This is a genomic window from Variovorax glucosi, from assembly GCF_051216695.1.
Taxonomy (GTDB): domain Bacteria; phylum Pseudomonadota; class Gammaproteobacteria; order Burkholderiales; family Burkholderiaceae_C; genus Variovorax.
The window spans coordinates 585778-601080 of record NZ_JBPJZE010000001.1 but is presented as its reverse complement, the minus strand read 5'-3'; the positions used below and the strand labels follow the sequence as shown (position 1 = coordinate 601080).

15 protein-coding genes and 1 tRNA gene are annotated in these 15303 nt (G+C 65.5%); 3 read left to right on the top strand and 13 right to left on the bottom strand.

Translation table 11 applies throughout. The annotated features are described in order from the left end of the window. Nucleotides 1-147 precede the first annotated feature (147 nt). A tRNA-Gly gene (locus tag ACSFA3_RS02940) sits at nt 148-221 on the bottom strand. Nucleotides 222-470: 249 nt separating this feature from the next. On the opposite strand from ACSFA3_RS02940, the gene ACSFA3_RS02935 reads away from it, so the two are divergent. Beyond that, nucleotides 471-872 (top strand): hypothetical protein, encoded by a 402-nt coding sequence (locus tag ACSFA3_RS02935; protein ID WP_435503895.1) that lies wholly within the window; start codon nt 471-473, stop codon nt 870-872. Then, nucleotides 869-1318, top strand: a complete 450-nt coding sequence (locus tag ACSFA3_RS02930; protein ID WP_435503894.1) for a hypothetical protein — start codon at nt 869-871, stop codon at nt 1316-1318. The genes ACSFA3_RS02935 and ACSFA3_RS02930 overlap by 4 nt, the downstream gene beginning before the upstream one ends. A gap of 12 nt (nt 1319-1330) precedes the next feature. Here ACSFA3_RS02930 and ACSFA3_RS02925 read toward each other — a convergent pair whose 3' ends face one another. The 12 genes from ACSFA3_RS02925 to ACSFA3_RS02870 all read right to left on the bottom strand — a co-directional run bounded on the left by ACSFA3_RS02925 (nt 1331) and on the right by ACSFA3_RS02870 (nt 12338). Then, nucleotides 1331-1999: a GntR family transcriptional regulator gene (locus tag ACSFA3_RS02925; protein WP_435503893.1), complete on the bottom strand. Its 669-nt coding sequence runs from the start codon at nt 1997-1999 to the stop codon at nt 1331-1333. Continuing rightward, nucleotides 1947-2969 carry a branched-chain amino acid ABC transporter permease gene (locus ACSFA3_RS02920; protein WP_435503892.1) on the bottom strand — a complete coding sequence of 341 codons (1023 nt, stop codon included), beginning with the start codon at nt 2967-2969 and terminating at the stop codon, nt 1947-1949. The genes ACSFA3_RS02925 and ACSFA3_RS02920 overlap by 53 nt, the downstream gene beginning before the upstream one ends. 1 nt (nt 2970) lies before the next feature. Continuing rightward, complete coding sequence (locus ACSFA3_RS02915; protein ID WP_435503891.1) at nt 2971-3873, bottom strand: branched-chain amino acid ABC transporter permease; 903 nt, start codon at nt 3871-3873, stop codon at nt 2971-2973. Between the two features lie 31 nt (nt 3874-3904). Next, a complete protein-coding gene (locus tag ACSFA3_RS02910) occupies nt 3905-5101 on the bottom strand; it encodes an ABC transporter substrate-binding protein (RefSeq protein WP_435503890.1) in 1197 nt (398 codons plus the stop codon). A gap of 63 nt (nt 5102-5164) precedes the next feature. Continuing rightward, nucleotides 5165-5887, bottom strand: coding sequence for an ABC transporter ATP-binding protein (locus tag ACSFA3_RS02905; protein WP_435503889.1), 723 nt, complete (start codon nt 5885-5887; stop codon nt 5165-5167). Then, nucleotides 5880-6638, bottom strand: a complete 759-nt coding sequence (locus ACSFA3_RS02900; RefSeq protein WP_435503888.1) for an ABC transporter ATP-binding protein — start codon at nt 6636-6638, stop codon at nt 5880-5882. The genes ACSFA3_RS02905 and ACSFA3_RS02900 overlap by 8 nt, the downstream gene beginning before the upstream one ends. Further along, on the bottom strand, nt 6628-7932 hold the full coding sequence (locus tag ACSFA3_RS02895) for an FAD-dependent oxidoreductase (protein ID WP_435503887.1): 1305 nt from the start codon (nt 7930-7932) through the stop codon (nt 6628-6630). Before ACSFA3_RS02895 ends, ACSFA3_RS02900 begins: the two co-directional genes overlap by 11 nt. Next, nucleotides 7929-8189: a (2Fe-2S)-binding protein gene (locus ACSFA3_RS02890; protein ID WP_435503886.1), complete on the bottom strand. Its 261-nt coding sequence runs from the start codon at nt 8187-8189 to the stop codon at nt 7929-7931. Before ACSFA3_RS02890 ends, ACSFA3_RS02895 begins: the two co-directional genes overlap by 4 nt. Next, the gene (locus tag ACSFA3_RS02885; protein WP_435504945.1) at nt 8186-9286 is read right to left on the bottom strand and encodes an NAD(P)/FAD-dependent oxidoreductase; all 1101 of its coding nucleotides are present in this window, start codon (nt 9284-9286) and stop codon (nt 8186-8188) included. Before ACSFA3_RS02885 ends, ACSFA3_RS02890 begins: the two co-directional genes overlap by 4 nt. Nucleotides 9287-9288: 2 nt before the next feature. After that, nucleotides 9289-10230 (bottom strand): 4-hydroxyproline epimerase, encoded by a 942-nt coding sequence (locus ACSFA3_RS02880; protein WP_435503885.1) that lies wholly within the window; start codon nt 10228-10230, stop codon nt 9289-9291. A gap of 13 nt (nt 10231-10243) precedes the next feature. Further along, nucleotides 10244-11377 carry a branched-chain amino acid ABC transporter substrate-binding protein gene (locus tag ACSFA3_RS02875; RefSeq protein ID WP_435503884.1) on the bottom strand — a complete coding sequence of 378 codons (1134 nt, stop codon included), beginning with the start codon at nt 11375-11377 and terminating at the stop codon, nt 10244-10246. Between the two features lie 28 nt (nt 11378-11405). After that, on the bottom strand, nt 11406-12338 hold the full coding sequence (locus ACSFA3_RS02870) for a dihydrodipicolinate synthase family protein (RefSeq protein WP_435503883.1): 933 nt from the start codon (nt 12336-12338) through the stop codon (nt 11406-11408). 252 nt (nt 12339-12590) lie between these two features. Here ACSFA3_RS02870 and alaS point away from each other — a divergent pair, with 252 nt between their 5' ends. After that, complete coding sequence (gene alaS, locus ACSFA3_RS02865) at nt 12591-15290, top strand: alanine--tRNA ligase (RefSeq protein ID WP_435503882.1); 2700 nt, start codon at nt 12591-12593, stop codon at nt 15288-15290. Nucleotides 15291-15303 lie beyond the last annotated feature (13 nt).

The window sequence follows — 15303 nt, the reverse complement described above, 5'->3', positions numbered from 1 at the left end:
GGATGACTCCTGAGTTGTTCGCCGCGACGAAGATGCGTGGCGACTGTTACTCATACGGGCCGAAGCCGGCGCTGGATTCATCGGACGTCGCGCCTCGGGACGATCCGCGGCTTTGTCCTACCGGCGATGCGCATGCTGCGCCTGGAGTGGAGCGGGTGAAGAGAATCGAACTCTCGTCAGTTGCTTGGGAAGCAACAGCTCTGCCATTGAGCTACACCCGCATCGGGTGAGCATTCTAACGATGGCATCGGCCGTCGACACTGAGCGGACTGGATTGAAAAGACAGTTAACATTTGTCTTCGAAAGGTGAGGGCGCACGCAATCTGAACTGTTTTCCCGTTTTTCGTCGACTCGATCACGCCAGCCCCGCATCCGGAAATCGGGACTGCATAGAAAATACACATCTCCTTACACAGACGTTCTGCGCGTCGGTTCCCTGTTCAGACGTGAGAGACAACATGGTGATTGAAATGCATTCGAGTTCGGCTGAAAACTTTTCGATTTCGACCGCCGCTGCGGCTGTGGACCACGCTGTCGATGCGTTCATGGACAGGCATGGACCTGTGCCGTTCTGCCAGTCCACCGATTTCGGCGTGCTGGATGCCAATGCGCAACGCGACGTCCAGCGCAATGAAGCCGCGCACTACAAGGACAGTCCGGAACTTTCCGCCGTCCACTTCTGCCTGACCTCCGCCCAGGCGTTGCTCGAGATCAGCAAGACGCTGACGCAGCGCCAGTCGCTGCGTTCGCCGCACGAACAGGAGCGTCACTGGAAAGCGCTGGCGGAGGAGGCGAAACTGGCGGGCCGTGCCGCCTATCGTGCGGTTCTGATTCTTTCCGATCCGTCATCCGCGAACGCGCAACGCTCATGAGCCTTTTCAACTGGCGTGCCGACAAGAAGGAGCAACCTGCGGTCGAGGCGCGCACGGAGCCGGCGGTCGTCGCGCCGTCCGAGCCGTTAGAGCCGTCCGAGCCGTCCGAATCGCCCAGACAGGGCTTGTCGACCCCATTTGCCTTGTCCCAGTCGATCTTCTACAAGCACTGGAAGGCAATCAGCGCCGAAGGCATCACGGCTTCGCAGTTCATCGAGTTCCTGCAGCCGTTCGCCGACCTCGACGGCATCTCGGTCTCGTATGTGTACAGCGATGCCGACGGCAGGGAGCGCGTCTACAACCGCCGCCGCGACGACACCACGGTCGAGAATCCGCTGACGGTGGCGATCAAGGAAAAGAAGATCTCGCTCGACCAAGCGCTTGCGCTTGCGCGAAACGAAGAAGGCCGCGTCTGGATCGAGAGCAACTTCATCGACCTGAAGTAGAGAAGTGGCGCGCTACTTGTCGATCACCCTGCGCGCGAAGCGCTCCAGATAGTCCAGCAACCGATCGGCTCCGGCCACGGCTGCAGCCTCGTCGCCGGTCGCGATGCCTTGCGCCAGCGCCATGTGCGCATCGGCACCCTCGACGATCTCGCCTTCGTGCTGGTATGCGTACCAGAAACGCCGGCACTGGATCACCAGCGGCACCACGGCGTTGACCGCCGACACGTTGTGGCTCGCCTGGTGGTTGACCTGGTCGAGCTCGTGGTCGGCGCTCATGTAGTCGTCGAGGTTCCCGCGCGAAGCGGCCTTCGTCATTTTCTCGGCGCAGCGCAGGATGGCCTTGCGCTGCAGTGCCGTCGCGCGGCGCGCGGAGCAGGCGGCGATCAGGCATTCGAGCACGCGCCGCGTCTGGATCACGTCGAGGTGGTCGGCCAGGTCGATGGTCGATACCAGCAGCCCGCGCCGCACCTGCTGGTCGATCAGGCCCATCGACACCATCCGCATCAGCGCCTCGCGAACGGGCGTGCGGCCGAGGCCTGTGCGCTCGGCCAGTTCGGCTTCGACCACGGGGCTGCCGGGTTCGAGCTGCAGCGTCGAGATCAGCGTCTCGATGGCGTCGTAGGCGAGGTCAGCGGCCCGGCGCTTGGGTGGCGGACGCGGTGTTGTCGGGAGAGACGTCAAGGGGGACATTCCGTTGTCTTTTTGTAGTGCGGCGCTGGAGAAACGCCTGCCATTCGCCGACCATGCCGCGCCGGAAGAACGAGACGCAGACAATGAACGTCAGGCCGATGATGATCGTAACCACGCCGCCGAGTTCGGCCAGGTAGTTCTGCAGGCTGACCACCAGCGTGGCGCCGACGATCGGCCCCCAGCTGGCGCCGAGTCCGCCGAGCAGCGTCATGAGCAATACCTCGGTCGAGGTGGAAAGCATCACGTCGTTCAAGGCCGAGAGCTGGAGCACCAGCGCCTTGAGCGAGCCGGCGAGTCCGGCGAAGGCGGCGGACAGCATGAAGGCATAGAGCTTGCAGCGGTCGGTGTCGTAGCCCAGCGAGACAGCGCGGGGAGCGTTGTCGCGCAGCGCCTTCAGCGACTGCCCGAACGGCGAATGCACGATGCGGTGGATCGCCAGGAACCCCAGCACGAAGACGCCGAGCGTGAAGTAGTACATGTTGTCGTCGTTGGAGAGATCGACCAGCCCGAGCAGCTTGCCGCGCGGTATGCCCTGCATGCCGTCCTCGCCGCCGGTCCAGCCGATCTGCACCGCCAGAAAGTACGCGATCTGCGACAGCGCGAGCGTGATCATCGAAAAATAGATGCCGGTGCGGCGGATGGCGAGCGTGCCGATCAGCCAGCCGATGACGGTCGCGACCAGGATGCCCGCCAGGATCGCCAGTTCGACCGGAAAGCCGGCCGGCGAGAAACGGATCATCAGGATGCCGGTGGTGTAGCCGGCCCAGCCGAAGAAGGCCGCATGCCCGAAGGACACCAGCCCGGTGAAACCGATCAGAAGGTTGAAGGCCAGCGCGAAGAGCGCGTAGCACAGCACCTTCATCACGAACACCGGATAGGCGATCTCCGGGAACACCGGCACCAGCAGCGCCGGAACCAGCAGCACCAGCAGGATGCGCACGGGTATGGGAATGTTCTTCATGTCAGTGTTCCTTGCCGAACATGCCGGCGGGACGCGCGATCAGGACGATGGCCATGATCACGAAGACGACGACCGTCGACGCCTCCGGATAGAACACCTTGGTCAGTCCTTCGAGGAGGCCGAGCGACAGCCCGGTGAGGATCGCGCCCATGATCGAACCGAGGCCGCCGATCACGACCACCGCGAAGACGATGTTCAGCAGGTTGGCGCCCATCAGCGGCGTGATCTGCATGATCGGCGCAGCCAGCACGCCGGCGATGCCCGCCAGCGCCACGCCGAAGCCGTAGGTCAGCGTGATCATCAGCGGAATGTTGACGCCGAACGCCTGCAGAAGCTTCGGGTTCTCGGTGCCGGCGCGCAGCAGGGCGCCGAGCTTTGTCTTCTCGAACAGGTACCAGGTGACGGCGCAGATCAGCAGCGATGCGACGACGACGAAGCCGCGGTAGACCGGCATGTACATGAAGCCGAGGTCGACGCCGCCCTGCAGCATCGCCGGCGGGTCGTAGCTGGAGCCCGAAATGCCGTAGAAATGCCGGAACGCACCTTCGAGCACCAGCGCCACGCCGAAGGTCAGCAGCAGCCCGTAGAGATGATCGAGGTGATAGAGGCGCTTGAGCAGCGTCTTTTCCAGCAGGATGCCGAGCCCGCCGACGATCACCGGGGCCAGCACCAGCGCGACCCAGAAATTGATCCTGAATTCCGGCCCCAGCAGCAGCGGCAACTGCGTGAAGCCGATCCAGGCGAGGAACGCGGCCACCATGAACTGCGCACCGTGCGCGAAGTTGATGATGTTGAGCAGCCCGAAGATGATCGCCAGCCCCATGCTCAGGACGGCATAGAAACAGCCGTTGATGAGGCCCACGAGCAGCTGGGCCGCCAGGGCCTGCATCGAAATGTCGAACATGGTGTGGCGTTTTCTCAGGCTTGTCCGGGCATTACTTGGCTGCGATCTGGCAGGCCGGATTGATCGGCGGGTACACGTCCGCGCCCTTGAGCACCGACTTGACCTTGTAGTAGTCCCATGGCGCCTTCGATTCGGCCGGCGCTTTCACCTGCAGCAGCAGCATGTCGTGCACCAGCGCGCCGTCTTCGCGCAGCTTGCCGTGGCGGATCACGGCGTCGTCGATGTCCATCTTGCGCAGCTGGGTCATTACGGCCCTGGCTTCGTCGGTGCCCGCGGCCTGGATGGCTTTCAGGTAACTGAGCGTGGCCGAATAGACACCGGCTTGAGCGGCGGTCGGCATGCGCTTCTGCTTCTCGAAGAATTTGCGCGACCATGCGCGCGAGCGCTCGTCGAAGTCCCAGTAGAAGGCTTCGCTCAGGTACATGCCCTGCGCCTTCTCGAGGCCGATGCTGTGCACGTCGGAGATATACATCAGCAGCGGTGCGACGACCTGCTTGCGCGTTATGCCGTATTCGTTGGCCTGCTTGATCGCGTTGACGGTGTCGTTGCCGGCGTTGGCCAGCGCGATCACGTCGGCGCCGGACGATTGCGCCTTCAGCAGGAACGACGAGAAATCACCGCCCGGGAACGGATGGCGCGAGCTGCCGAGCACCGAGCCGCCGTCGGCCTTGATGACTTCGGAAGCGTCTTTTTCGAGCGAGTGACCGAAGGTGTAGTCGGCCGTGATGAAGTACCACTTCTTCTTGCCTTCCTTGACCAGCGCGCGTGCGGTGCCGGCGGCCAGCGCATAGGTGTTGGTTGTCCATTGCGCGGTCAGCGGCGTGCATTTCTCGCCGATGATGGCCGTCGCAAGTCCGGCCGACGGCATGACGATGCGGTTCTTCTGCTTGGCGATTTCCATCACGGCCAGCGCGGTGGATGCGGTCGGGAAGTCGGTCACCATGTCGACCTTGCCCTGGTCGAACCAGCCGCGCGCCAGGTTGGCCGCCACGTCGGGCTTGTTCTGGTGGTCGGCGAAGACCAGCTCGACCGGTTTGCCCAGCACCTTGCCGCCCATTTCCTCGATCGCCATGCGCGCCGCCGTGACCGAGCCCTGGCCCGCCAGGTCGGAATAGATGCCCGACAAATCGTTGAGCACGCCGATCTTCACGACGTCGTCGCTGACCTGCGCATGGGCGGCCAGCACCGCGCAGGCGGCCAGGCAGACGGAGAGTTTCTTGAATTGCATGGGGTACTCCAGGGTTTGAAAAGGAAAGCGGAAGAGAGCGGAGGAGAGCGGAAGAGTGCGGATTCAGATGCCGAGCAGCTCGTCGAGCCGGCCCTGCCTGGCTTCGACGTCGGCGGCCGCGATGACTTCGACCACGCGGCCGTGTTCGATGACGTAGTGGCGGTCGGCCAGATGCTTGGCGAAGCGGAAGTTCTGCTCGACCAGCACCAGCGTGAAACCGCTTGCCTTGAGTTCGCGGATCACCTGGCCGAGCTTCTGCACGATCACCGGCGCCAGGCCTTCGGTGATCTCGTCGAGCAGCAGCAGGTTGGCGCCGGTGCGCAGGATGCGGGCCATCGCGAGCATCTGCTGCTCGCCGCCCGAGAGCCGCGTGCCAGGGCTCGATGCGCGTTCCTTCAGATTTGGAAACATCCCGTAGATCTGCTCGAGCGACATGCCGCCCTGTCCGCCTCGACCGACTTTCGGCAGCAGCAGCAGGTTCTCTTCTGCGGTGAGCGACGCGTAGATGCCGCGTTCTTCCGGGCAGTAGCCGATGCCGAGCCGCGCGATGCGGTGTGTCGGCATGCCGATGGTTTCCTTGCCGAACACCTTGATCGACCCGGTGCGCTTGCCCACCAGGCCCATGACGGCGCGCAGCGTCGAGGTGCGGCCGGCGCCGTTGCGGCCGAGCAGCGTGATGCATTCGCCGGCCTTGACCTCGATGTCGATGCCCTGCAGCACGTGCGATTCGCCGTACCAGGCATTCAGGTCGCGGATGGAGAGGACCGACTCAGCGGATTCAGACATTTTCTTCGGTCCCCATGTAGGCTTCGCGCACCGCCGGATTCACCGAGACGTCCGCATACGGGCCCTGCGCCAGCACCTCGCCGCGCTGCAGCACGGTGATCGTGTCGCTGATGTCCGCGACCACCTTCATGTTGTGCTCGACCATCAGCACCGTGCGGTCCGCCGACACCTTCTTGATCAGGTCCTTGATGCGGTCCACGTCTTCGTGGCCCATGCCCTGCGTGGGCTCGTCGAGCAGCAGCAGTTCGGGGTCGAGCGCCAGCGTCGTCGCGATTTCCAGCGTGCGCTTGCGGCCGTACGGGAGGTCGCCGGCCAGCAGCTGCGCGGCGCTGGCCAGGCCGACCTGTTCCAGCAGCACCATCCCCGCCGGATCGAGCTTCGACAGCGCGGCGACCGGTTGCCAGAAGCGGTAGTCGAGCCCGAGCTTGCGTTGCAGCGCCAGCTTGACGTTTTCGAGCACCGTGAGCTGCGGAAAAACCGCCGAGATCTGGAATGACCGCACGATGCCGCGCCGCGCGATCTGCGCCGGCTTCTCCTGCGTGATGTCGATGCCGTTGAACAGGATGTGCCCGGCGGTCGGTATGTGAAACTTTGTCAGCAGGTTGAAGACCGTGGTCTTGCCGGCGCCGTTCGGGCCGATCAGCGCATGGATCGATCCGCGTCGCACGCGCAGATCGACCTCGCGCACTGCGACGAAGCCGCGGAACTCCTTGGTGAGGCCTCTGGTTTCGAGAATGATGTCAGTGGCCATGGGTTCGATCGGGAGGGATTTGGGAAGGCATCGGTACGGCAAGCGTGCTCACGCGGACCGGAAACAGGGGAGGGCGCGGTTCCGGCGGCGACCAGCCGAACAGGAACTGTGTCGCGGCGCCGCAGATGCGGCCCTGGCAGGCACCCATGCCGCATCGCGTATGCAGCTTGGCGTCGATCCAGCCGTTTCGCGAGACCAGGTCGCCATGGGCGACGTCTTCGCAGCGGCAGACGATGGTGTCGGGCTCCGACAGCGAACGCAGGTGGTCCGGCAAGGCGAAGCTGCGATGCAGTTGCTCGGCGAAAGCATCCCAGCGCGCGAGGTCGGGCCACATCGCGTCCGCTGCGGCCGCAAGCCCGACGGCGTCGCAGCCGGCCATCGCACCCTGCACCAGTGCCCGCTCGCTGCCGCCGACACCGGTGCATTCGCCGGCCGCATAGACGCCGGGGACGCCGGTACGCTGGCGCCTGTCCACGGCCAGTGCCGGCGCCCCGTGGACCTGAGCGGTCCGGCAGCCGACGAGCTGGCCCAGCTCGGTGTTGGGCCGCAAGCCGAAGCCGACCGCCACGCGATCGCATTCGATGTCTTCGAACGATGACAGCCCTCGCTTCAGGCGCACCGATTCGACCTTGCCGTCGCCGGTCGCCGAGAGGACATGGCTGGCCCAGCGGTAGCTCGGCCGGTACAGCGCCAGCGCCTGAGCCGCCTTCGCAGGCCACCGCCCGAGCTGCGTCGCGAACCCGGCCAGCGCCGCGAGCGATGCCTGTTCGGCGATGCGGACGACGTGCGCGCCGGCCTTCGATGCGGTCGATGCGGCTGCGAACAGCAGCGGGCCGCTGCCGGCGATCACGATGCGTTCGCCCGCGACCGGCATGCCCGACTTGACGAGCGCCTGCAGGCCGCCCGCACCGGTCACGCCGGGCAGCGTCCAGCCGGGGAACGGCAGCAGCAGCTCGCGGGCGCCGGTGGACAGGATCAGTTTGGCGTAGCGCAGCAGCCAACCGCGCCGGGCGTCTTCGAGAAGCATCAACCCGGGCGCGGGCGCCGCAGCCACACGGGCACCGCCGACGATGCGCACGTTGCCGCATCGCGCCAGCTCGTCGCGCAGCTTTTGCGCCTGCAACACCGGCGTCACGCCGGGCCCGCCGCGCCAGATCTGCCCGCCGGGCGACGGGTTGTCGTCGACGATCACGATGTTCGCGCCGCTCGGCGCGGCAGCCACGGCCGCGGCCATGCCCGCAGGCCCGGCGCCGACGATGAGCAGGTCGCAATTTTCCAGTCGGGAAGCTTTCATTCGACGCTCTCGGTGCGGATCCGCATGCCGTCGCTGCAGACCGTCTGGCAGGCCAGCATGCGGCGTCCGTCGATGTCGACGCGGCATTCCTGGCAGATGCCCATGCCGCACAGCGGCGCGCGCGCCATGCCGGTGACGCTGGTACGGGTGGTGCCGTCGCCCGCAATGCGAAGCGCAGCAGCGACCGAGGTGCCGGGCTCGACCCTTGCCGGCCGGCCGTCGATCGTCAATGCCAGCAGATCGGTCATGGTGCTCATGCGATCTCCAGCAGGCGTTCGGGGCGGTAGGGCGCCGGATCGATCGACGGTGCGGCGCCCGTGACGAGCGCGGCGATCAGCTGCGCGCTGCCCGGTGCCGTCGTCACGCCGAGCCCTTCGTGCCCGACCGCCAGCCACAGGCCGTCGTGCGTCGGATGCGCACCCAGGAGCGGCAGTCCGTCGGGCGTGGCGGCGCGCAGCCCGGTCCAGGTGCGCACGGCGTTCAGGTCGCCGACGCCGGGCAGGTAGTCCATCGCGCGCCGGAGCATGCGCGCCAGCATCGCCGGCTCGACCTTCATGTCGGTGGTGTCGAACTGGCGCGAGGAGCCGATCAGCAGCTGGCCGGTGGGCCGCGGCTGGACGTTGAAGGCAACCGAGTCGCCTTCGCTGTGGTGGGCGCTGGCGACGTAGCCGAGCTCGACGAGCTGGTGCTTCACCATGCCCGGATCGCGGTCGGTGACGAGCAGATGCCCTTTCTTGGGCCGCAGCGGCAGTTCCGGACACAGTGCGGTCGCATGGATGCCGTTGGCCAGCACCACGTGCGATGCGCTCCGCCAGGCGCCGTCGTCGAGCCGGAGCCGCGTGCCTTCGATCCCGACGACGCGAGCGTGCTCGACGCGGATCTGCGAGTCGCCCTGCGCAAGCATCCATTCGGCGGCTGCGGGCGCATAGACGACGCCGTCGCCCGGCACGCGCAGCGCACCCGTCAGGCCACGACGCAGTGCCGGTTCCGCGTTCCGCAACGCGACTTCGGTCAGCAGCTCGCTTTCGATGCCGTGCTCGGAAAGCCGCCGCTGCTTCTGTTCGGCTTCCACCATTTCGCGGTCGTTCGCGGCGATCCACAGCGTGCCGCAGCCGCGATAGTCGCAGGCACCGGCCATCGAAGGCGCCATGGCGCGCCACAGGGCCAGCGAATGCATGCCGAGCGCCAGTTCGGCCGGGTTGTCGTCCATCACGACCAGGTGACCCATGCCGGCACCCGTCGCGCCGCCGCGCCGGTCGTCGAGCACCAGCACGCGCAGGCCGGCCGCAGCCAGGGCCTGCGCGCAGGCGGCACCGACGATGCCTGCGCCGATGACGAGAACGTCGGCATCCAAAGTCATGATCGGAGCCGGATGCCCCAGCCGAAAGGGTCGCCGGGCTCGATCAGCAGCGTCGCCTCCGCGCTCATGTGGGCACGCCCGCGGATCGTCGGAATGACTTGTCCGGCTTCGTCGCGCACGTAGCTGGCCTCGAACTCGCTGCCGATCACGCTGGCCTGCCGCCAGATTTCGCCGGGCTGCAGCTTGCCGTCGGCGGCCAGGCAGGCGATCTTCGCGCTGGTACCGGTGCCGCACGGCGAACGGTCGTAGGCGTTGCCGGGGCAGAGCACGAAGTTGCGGCTGTCGGCGCTGTCGTCCGGCGCGAACAGCTCGATATGGTCGATCTCGACGCCGTCGGTCCCGGTGATGCCCTGCGCCCAGAGCGCCTCGCGCAGCGCCGCGGCATAGGCCGTGAGTGCCGGCAGGTTGCCGCTGTCGACGCGCTGGCCGTGTTCGCTGGCCAGGAAGAACCAGTTGCCGCCCCAGGCCACGTCGCCGACGACCGGGGCGCACTCCTTCATTTCCACCGTGACCCGGTGGCGATGGCGGAAGGCGGGCACATTGCGCACGCTCACCGCGCCGTCCTCGTGCAGCGTCGCCGTGACGGTGCCCACGGGGGTCTCGATGCGGTGTACGCCCGCGCCGATGCGGCCCATGTGGGCCAGCGTGACGACGAGGCCGATGGTGCCGTGGCCGCACATGCCGAGGTAACCGCTGTTGTTGAAGAAGATCACGCCCGCGGCGGCTTCGGGCGATACCGGCGCGCAGAGCAGCGCGCCGACGATCACGTCGCTGCCGCGCGGCTCCAGCACGGTGGCGGCGCGCCAGGCGTCGTGGTCGCGCGCCAGCACCGCGCAACGCTCGGCCATGCTCCCGCCGCCCAGGTCGGGAAAGCCGCCGATGACCAGCCTGGTGGGTTCGCCGCCCGTGTGCGAATCGATGACCTCGATGCGTTGCATTCGATGCTCCCGCTCAGTAGCTCGCCAATGGCACGGGAACGGCGTTCTTGAAGGTGAACACCGTGATCGGCGCCTGCTTCATGTTGCCCTTGTCCTCGTAGCTGTAGGTCGCGGCCACGCCCTTGTACGTGGTCTTGTGGATTTCCGCGCCCACCTTGTCGGGGTCGACGGAATTCGTCTTCTGCATCGACTGGCCGATGAACATCACCTGGTCGTAGTACGAGGCGGCATATGCGTCGGCATCGATGTTGAAGCGCTTCTTGAACCTGGCCTTGAAAGCCGGACCGCTTTCGGCCTTCTCGAGGATCGAGCCGCCCTGCGCGCAGAACACCCGGTCGTCGACCGCATCGCCACCGAGCTTGCCGGTGACGGGGCTGCACAGGGTGTCGCCGCCGAGCAGCTTGCCGGGCACGGTGAGCTGCTTCATCTGGCGCGCCATCGGTGCGGCCTGCGGTGCGTACCCACCGAAGAAGATCGCTTCCGGCGCCTTGGCCTTGATGTTGGTCAGGATCGCCGTGAAATCGACCGCCTTGTCGGTCGTGAATTCCTGCGCGACCACGGTCAGGCCCCTTGCCTTGGCTTCTCTGGTGAACTCCTCGGCCAGGCCCTGGCCGAAGGCGGTCCGGTCGTCAATCACGCCGACCTTCCCGACCTTCAGCACCGTCGCCGCGTACACGGCCATGGCGCCGCCGATCTGGTTGTCGCTGGCGATGATGCGGAACAGGTTCTTGTAGCCGCCCTGCGTGACCTTGGGGTTGGTGCCCACCGTCGACAGCAGCACGCCGCCTTCGCTGTAGACGCGCGAAGCCGGGATCGCCACGCCCGAGCAGTACGGCCCCATGACGAACCTGACGCCGTCGTCCACGAACTTCTGCGCCACACTCACGCCGCTCTTGGCATCGCACTGGTCGTCCTCGGACACGAGCTCGAACTTCAAGGTCTTGCCGGCAATCGCGATCTTCCTCGCGTTCAGTTCTTCTACGGCAAGGCGCACGCCGTTTTCGTTGTCCTTTCCCGCGAAGGCATTCGCCCCCGAGAGCGGGCCGCTGTGGCCGATCTTCACCACCTGCTCCTGTGCGCTCGCTGCGCCTGCGAATGTCAGCGCCATCGAGGCGACAAGCGGAATCATCCGGATGGGGTTCTTCATGATTGCTCCTTGCTGGGCGGCCCGGCGCTTACATGACCGACCGGTACTGGGCGGGGCGGGTCTCGAGCGCTTTCCCGACGACGGCTTCGATGAACGCGCGCTCCTCGCCGATCAGCGGAAGCCGCGGACGGCGCATGTGCTCGGAGCCGACGCCGGCCAGCAGATCGATCAGCTTCAGGTTCTGCACCAGCTTGGTCGACACGTCCAGATGCAGCATCGGCGTCATCCACTGGTAGAGCGGCAGCGCTTCGGCGAACCGGCCGGCCTTCATGAGGTCGTACAGGGCAACGGTTTCGCGCGGGAACGTGCAGCCGACACCGGCCAGCAGACCGTCGGCGCCGAGAGCGAGCGCCTCGTAGGCGAGGTCGTCGACGCCGCAGAAGATCTGGTAACGATTGCCCAGCAGGATGCGCAGATCGGTGATCCGGCGGATGTTGTCTGTGCTTTCCTTGATGGCGGCGATCCACTTGCAGTCGGCGAGTTCGACCATGTGTTCCGGCTTCAGGTCGACGCGGTAGGCGACCGGATTGTTGTAGACCATCACCGGCTTCTGAGCGGCTTCGGCCATGGTGCGGACGTTCAGCATCGCCTCGCGGGCGTCGGCCACGTAGATCACCGACGGCATGACCATGTACCCGTCGACGCCGAGCCTGTTGGCGCCGTCGATGTAGCGCAGTGCGTCGCGCGTGCTGGTCTCCGACACGTTGGCTAGCACCGGGACGCGGCCGTCTGCGGCTTCCAGCGCGATCTTCGCGACGGTTAGCTTCTCGTCGAGCGACAGCGTGCTCGCTTCGCCCAGCGAGCCGCAGGTGACGAGGCCGTGGATGCCGTTGCGGATCTGGAAATCGATGTGCTTCGCCGTGCCTTCCGCGTCGATGCTTTCATCGGCGTGGAACTTGGTGGTGATGGCCGGGAAGATGCCTTGCCAGGGTTTGGCGACGTTGGATTGCGAGGTGGTCATGCGCGGTTCCTGAGGGAATGGAAGAGGTCGGGCCAATGTCTTTAAATATATTAATAAGATATTTAAAATATCTTGGCAGTGCATTAAGCAGTTTGCGTGCCAGTCGCTTCATCGGTGAAAACCCGGTCCCCGACGGGTTTTGGCGCGATTGCGGACGTTGCGTGCTTCGTTCGGGTGCGGATGACGCACCGTTTTGATGGGCAAGGCGGGCAACGGATAATGCAAAGCTGTTCTCCGAAGATTTCCGACCTCATGACCACGACCACGATCACGCCCACCGGTACAACCATGTCCGTCGCGGACATCCGCAAGACATTCCTCGACTTCTTCGCCTCGAAGGGCCACACGATCGTCGCGTCGAGCCCGCTGGTGCCGGGCAACGACCCGACGCTGATGTTCACGAACTCGGGCATGGTTCAGTTCAAGGACGTGTTCCTCGGTGAAGACAAGCGCCCCTACGTGCGCGCCACGTCGGTCCAGGCCTGCCTGCGCGCGGGCGGCAAGCACAACGACCTCGAGAACGTCGGCTACACCGCGCGCCATCACACGTTCTTCGAGATGCTGGGCAACTGGAGCTTCGGCGACTATTTCAAGCGCGAATCGCTGAAATGGGCCTGGGAACTGCTCACCGAGGTCTACAAGCTGCCGGCCGAACGCCTGCTGGCCACCGTCTATGAAGAAGACGACGAGGCCTACGACATCTGGACGAAGGAAATCGGTCTTCCGCCCGAGCGCGTGATCCGCATCGGCGACAACAAGGGCGGCCGCTACAAGTCCGACAACTTCTGGATGATGGCCGACACCGGCCCGTGCGGCCCGTGCAGCGAGATCTTCTACGACCATGGCGACCACATCCCCGGCGGCCCGCCCGGCAGCCCGGACGAAGACGGCGACCGCTTCATCGAGATCTGGAACAACGTGTTCATGCAGTTCGACATGGCCGCCGATGGCAGCGTCACGAAGCTGCCCGCGCCCTGCGTCGACACCGGCATGGGGCTCGAACGGCTGGCGGCCATCCTGCAGCACGTGCACAGCAATTATGAGATCGACCTTTTCGCGGCACTCATCAAGGCCGCATCGCGCGAGACCGGAGAACAGGACCTGGGCAACAACAGCCTGCGCGTGATCGCCGACCACATCCGCGCGACTGCGTTCCTCGTCACCGATGGCGTGATCCCGTCGAACGAAGGTCGCGGCTACGTGCAGCGCCGCATCGTGCGCCGCGCGATCCGCCACGGCTACAAGCTCGGCCAGAAGAAGCCGTTCTTCCACAAGCTGGTGCCGGATCTGGTCGCGCTGATGGGCGATGCCTATCCGAAGCTGGTGGCTGACGAGGCGCGGATCACGGCGGTGCTGAAGGCGGAGGAGGAGCGGTTCTTTGAGACGCTAGCGAATGGGATGCATATCCTTGAACAGGAAATCGCACGAATTCGCGAAGCCTCGGGTAGTCGCGATGAGCCTATGGGTGATGTGCCTCCCGGAACCGGATGGATGCTATCTGGCGATGTCGCCTTCAAGTTGCACGACACCTTCGGGTTCCCGCTGGATTTGACGCAAGACGTTCTTCGAGAGGTTGATCTTTCGGTCGACGAAGCCGGCTTCAACGCCGCCATGGAAAAGCAGAAAGCCGCTGGCCGCGCCGCCGGCAAGTTCAAGATGGACCGCAACGTCGACTACGCCGGCACCGGCAACGTCTTCACCGGCTACGAACATCTCGAAGAAAAAGCCACCGTCGTCGCGCTGTACGTCGAAGGCACGTCCGTCCAGCAACTGACCGAAGGCCAGACCGGCATCGTCGTGCTCGACACAACGCCTTTCTATTCGGAAAGCGGCGGCCAGGTCGGCGACCAGGGCGTCATCGGCGCAGAGGGCGTGCAGTTCGGCGTCGAGGACACTCAGAAGATCAAGTCCGACGTCTTCGGCCACCACGGCACGCAGACGCAGGGCACCCTGAAGATTGGCGATGCGGTCACCGCCACGGTCGACGGCGAGCGTCGTCACGCCACGCAGCGCAACCACAGCGTCACCCACCTGATGCACAAGGCGCTGCGCGAAGTGCTCGGCACGCATGTGCAGCAGAAGGGCTCGCTGGTCGATGCCGACAAGACACGCTTCGACTTCGCGCACGGCGCTGGCGTGACGCACGCACAGGTGCTGGAGATCGAGAAACGTGTGAATGCCGAAATCCTGCTGAACGAGCCGACCGTGATCCGCACGATGGCGATCGAGGAAGCGCAGAAGTCCGGCGCGATGATGCTGTTCGGCGAGAAGTACGGCGAGACGGTGCGCGTGATCGACATCGGCAGCAGCCGCGAGCTCTGCGGCGGCACGCACGTGCAGCGCACCGGCGACATCGGCCTGTTCAAGGTGACGAGCGAAGGCGGCGTCGCTGCCGGGGTCCGGCGCATCGAGGCCGTCACCGGCGCAAAAGCGCTGGGCTATCTGCAGGATCTCGAATCGACGGTCCAGAGCGTGGCCGCGACGCTGAAAACCCCGCCCGTCGACGTGCAGGGCCGTCTCGCGCAGGTGATGGACCAGGTGAAGGCGCTGGAGCGCGAAATCGGCGCGCTCAAGGGCAAGCTGGCTTCGTCGAAAGGCGATGAGCTCATTACGCAGGCCATCGATGTCAACGGCATCAAGCTGCTGGTCGCGAAGCTCGACGGCGGCGATGCCAAGACGTTGCGCGACACGATGGACAAGCTCAAGGACAAGCTGAAGTCGGCTGTCGTCGTGCTCGCCATCTCAGACGGCGGCAAGGTGCAGATCGCAGCCGGCGTGACGAACGACACGACAGCAAAGGTCAAGGCCGGCGAACTGGTCAACTTCGTCGCGCAACAGGTCGGCGGCAAGGGCGGCGGCAAGCCGGACATGGCGATGGCCGGCGGTACCGATGCGCGCGCGCTGCCCGCGGCGCTGGCGTCCGTGCATGCCTGGGTGAGCGAACGCGCCTGACAAGACATTAAAA

Bases quoted from the DNA above. Each gene is read 5' to 3' on its own strand.
- ACSFA3_RS02905 (WP_435503889.1), bottom strand. From the start codon at position 5,887: ATGTCTGAATCCGCTGAGTCGGTCCTCTCCATCCGCGACCTGAATGCC.
- ACSFA3_RS02910 (WP_435503890.1), bottom strand. From the start codon at position 5,101: ATGCAATTCAAGAAACTCTCCGTCTGCCTGGCCGCCTGCGCGGTGCTG.
- alaS (WP_435503882.1), top strand. From the start codon at position 12,591: ATGACCACGACCACGATCACGCCCACCGGTACAACCATGTCCGTCGCG.
- ACSFA3_RS02895 (WP_435503887.1), bottom strand. From the start codon at position 7,932: ATGAAAGCTTCCCGACTGGAAAATTGCGACCTGCTCATCGTCGGCGCC.
- ACSFA3_RS02870 (WP_435503883.1), bottom strand. From the start codon at position 12,338: ATGACCACCTCGCAATCCAACGTCGCCAAACCCTGGCAAGGCATCTTC.
- ACSFA3_RS02880 (WP_435503885.1), bottom strand. From the start codon at position 10,230: ATGCAACGCATCGAGGTCATCGATTCGCACACGGGCGGCGAACCCACC.
- ACSFA3_RS02930 (WP_435503894.1), top strand. From the start codon at position 869: ATGAGCCTTTTCAACTGGCGTGCCGACAAGAAGGAGCAACCTGCGGTC.
- ACSFA3_RS02920 (WP_435503892.1), bottom strand. From the start codon at position 2,969: ATGAAGAACATTCCCATACCCGTGCGCATCCTGCTGGTGCTGCTGGTT.
- ACSFA3_RS02915 (WP_435503891.1), bottom strand. From the start codon at position 3,873: ATGTTCGACATTTCGATGCAGGCCCTGGCGGCCCAGCTGCTCGTGGGC.
- ACSFA3_RS02900 (WP_435503888.1), bottom strand. From the start codon at position 6,638: ATGGCCACTGACATCATTCTCGAAACCAGAGGCCTCACCAAGGAGTTC.
- ACSFA3_RS02935 (WP_435503895.1), top strand. From the start codon at position 471: ATGCATTCGAGTTCGGCTGAAAACTTTTCGATTTCGACCGCCGCTGCG.
- ACSFA3_RS02890 (WP_435503886.1), bottom strand. From the start codon at position 8,189: ATGAGCACCATGACCGATCTGCTGGCATTGACGATCGACGGCCGGCCG.
- ACSFA3_RS02875 (WP_435503884.1), bottom strand. From the start codon at position 11,377: ATGAAGAACCCCATCCGGATGATTCCGCTTGTCGCCTCGATGGCGCTG.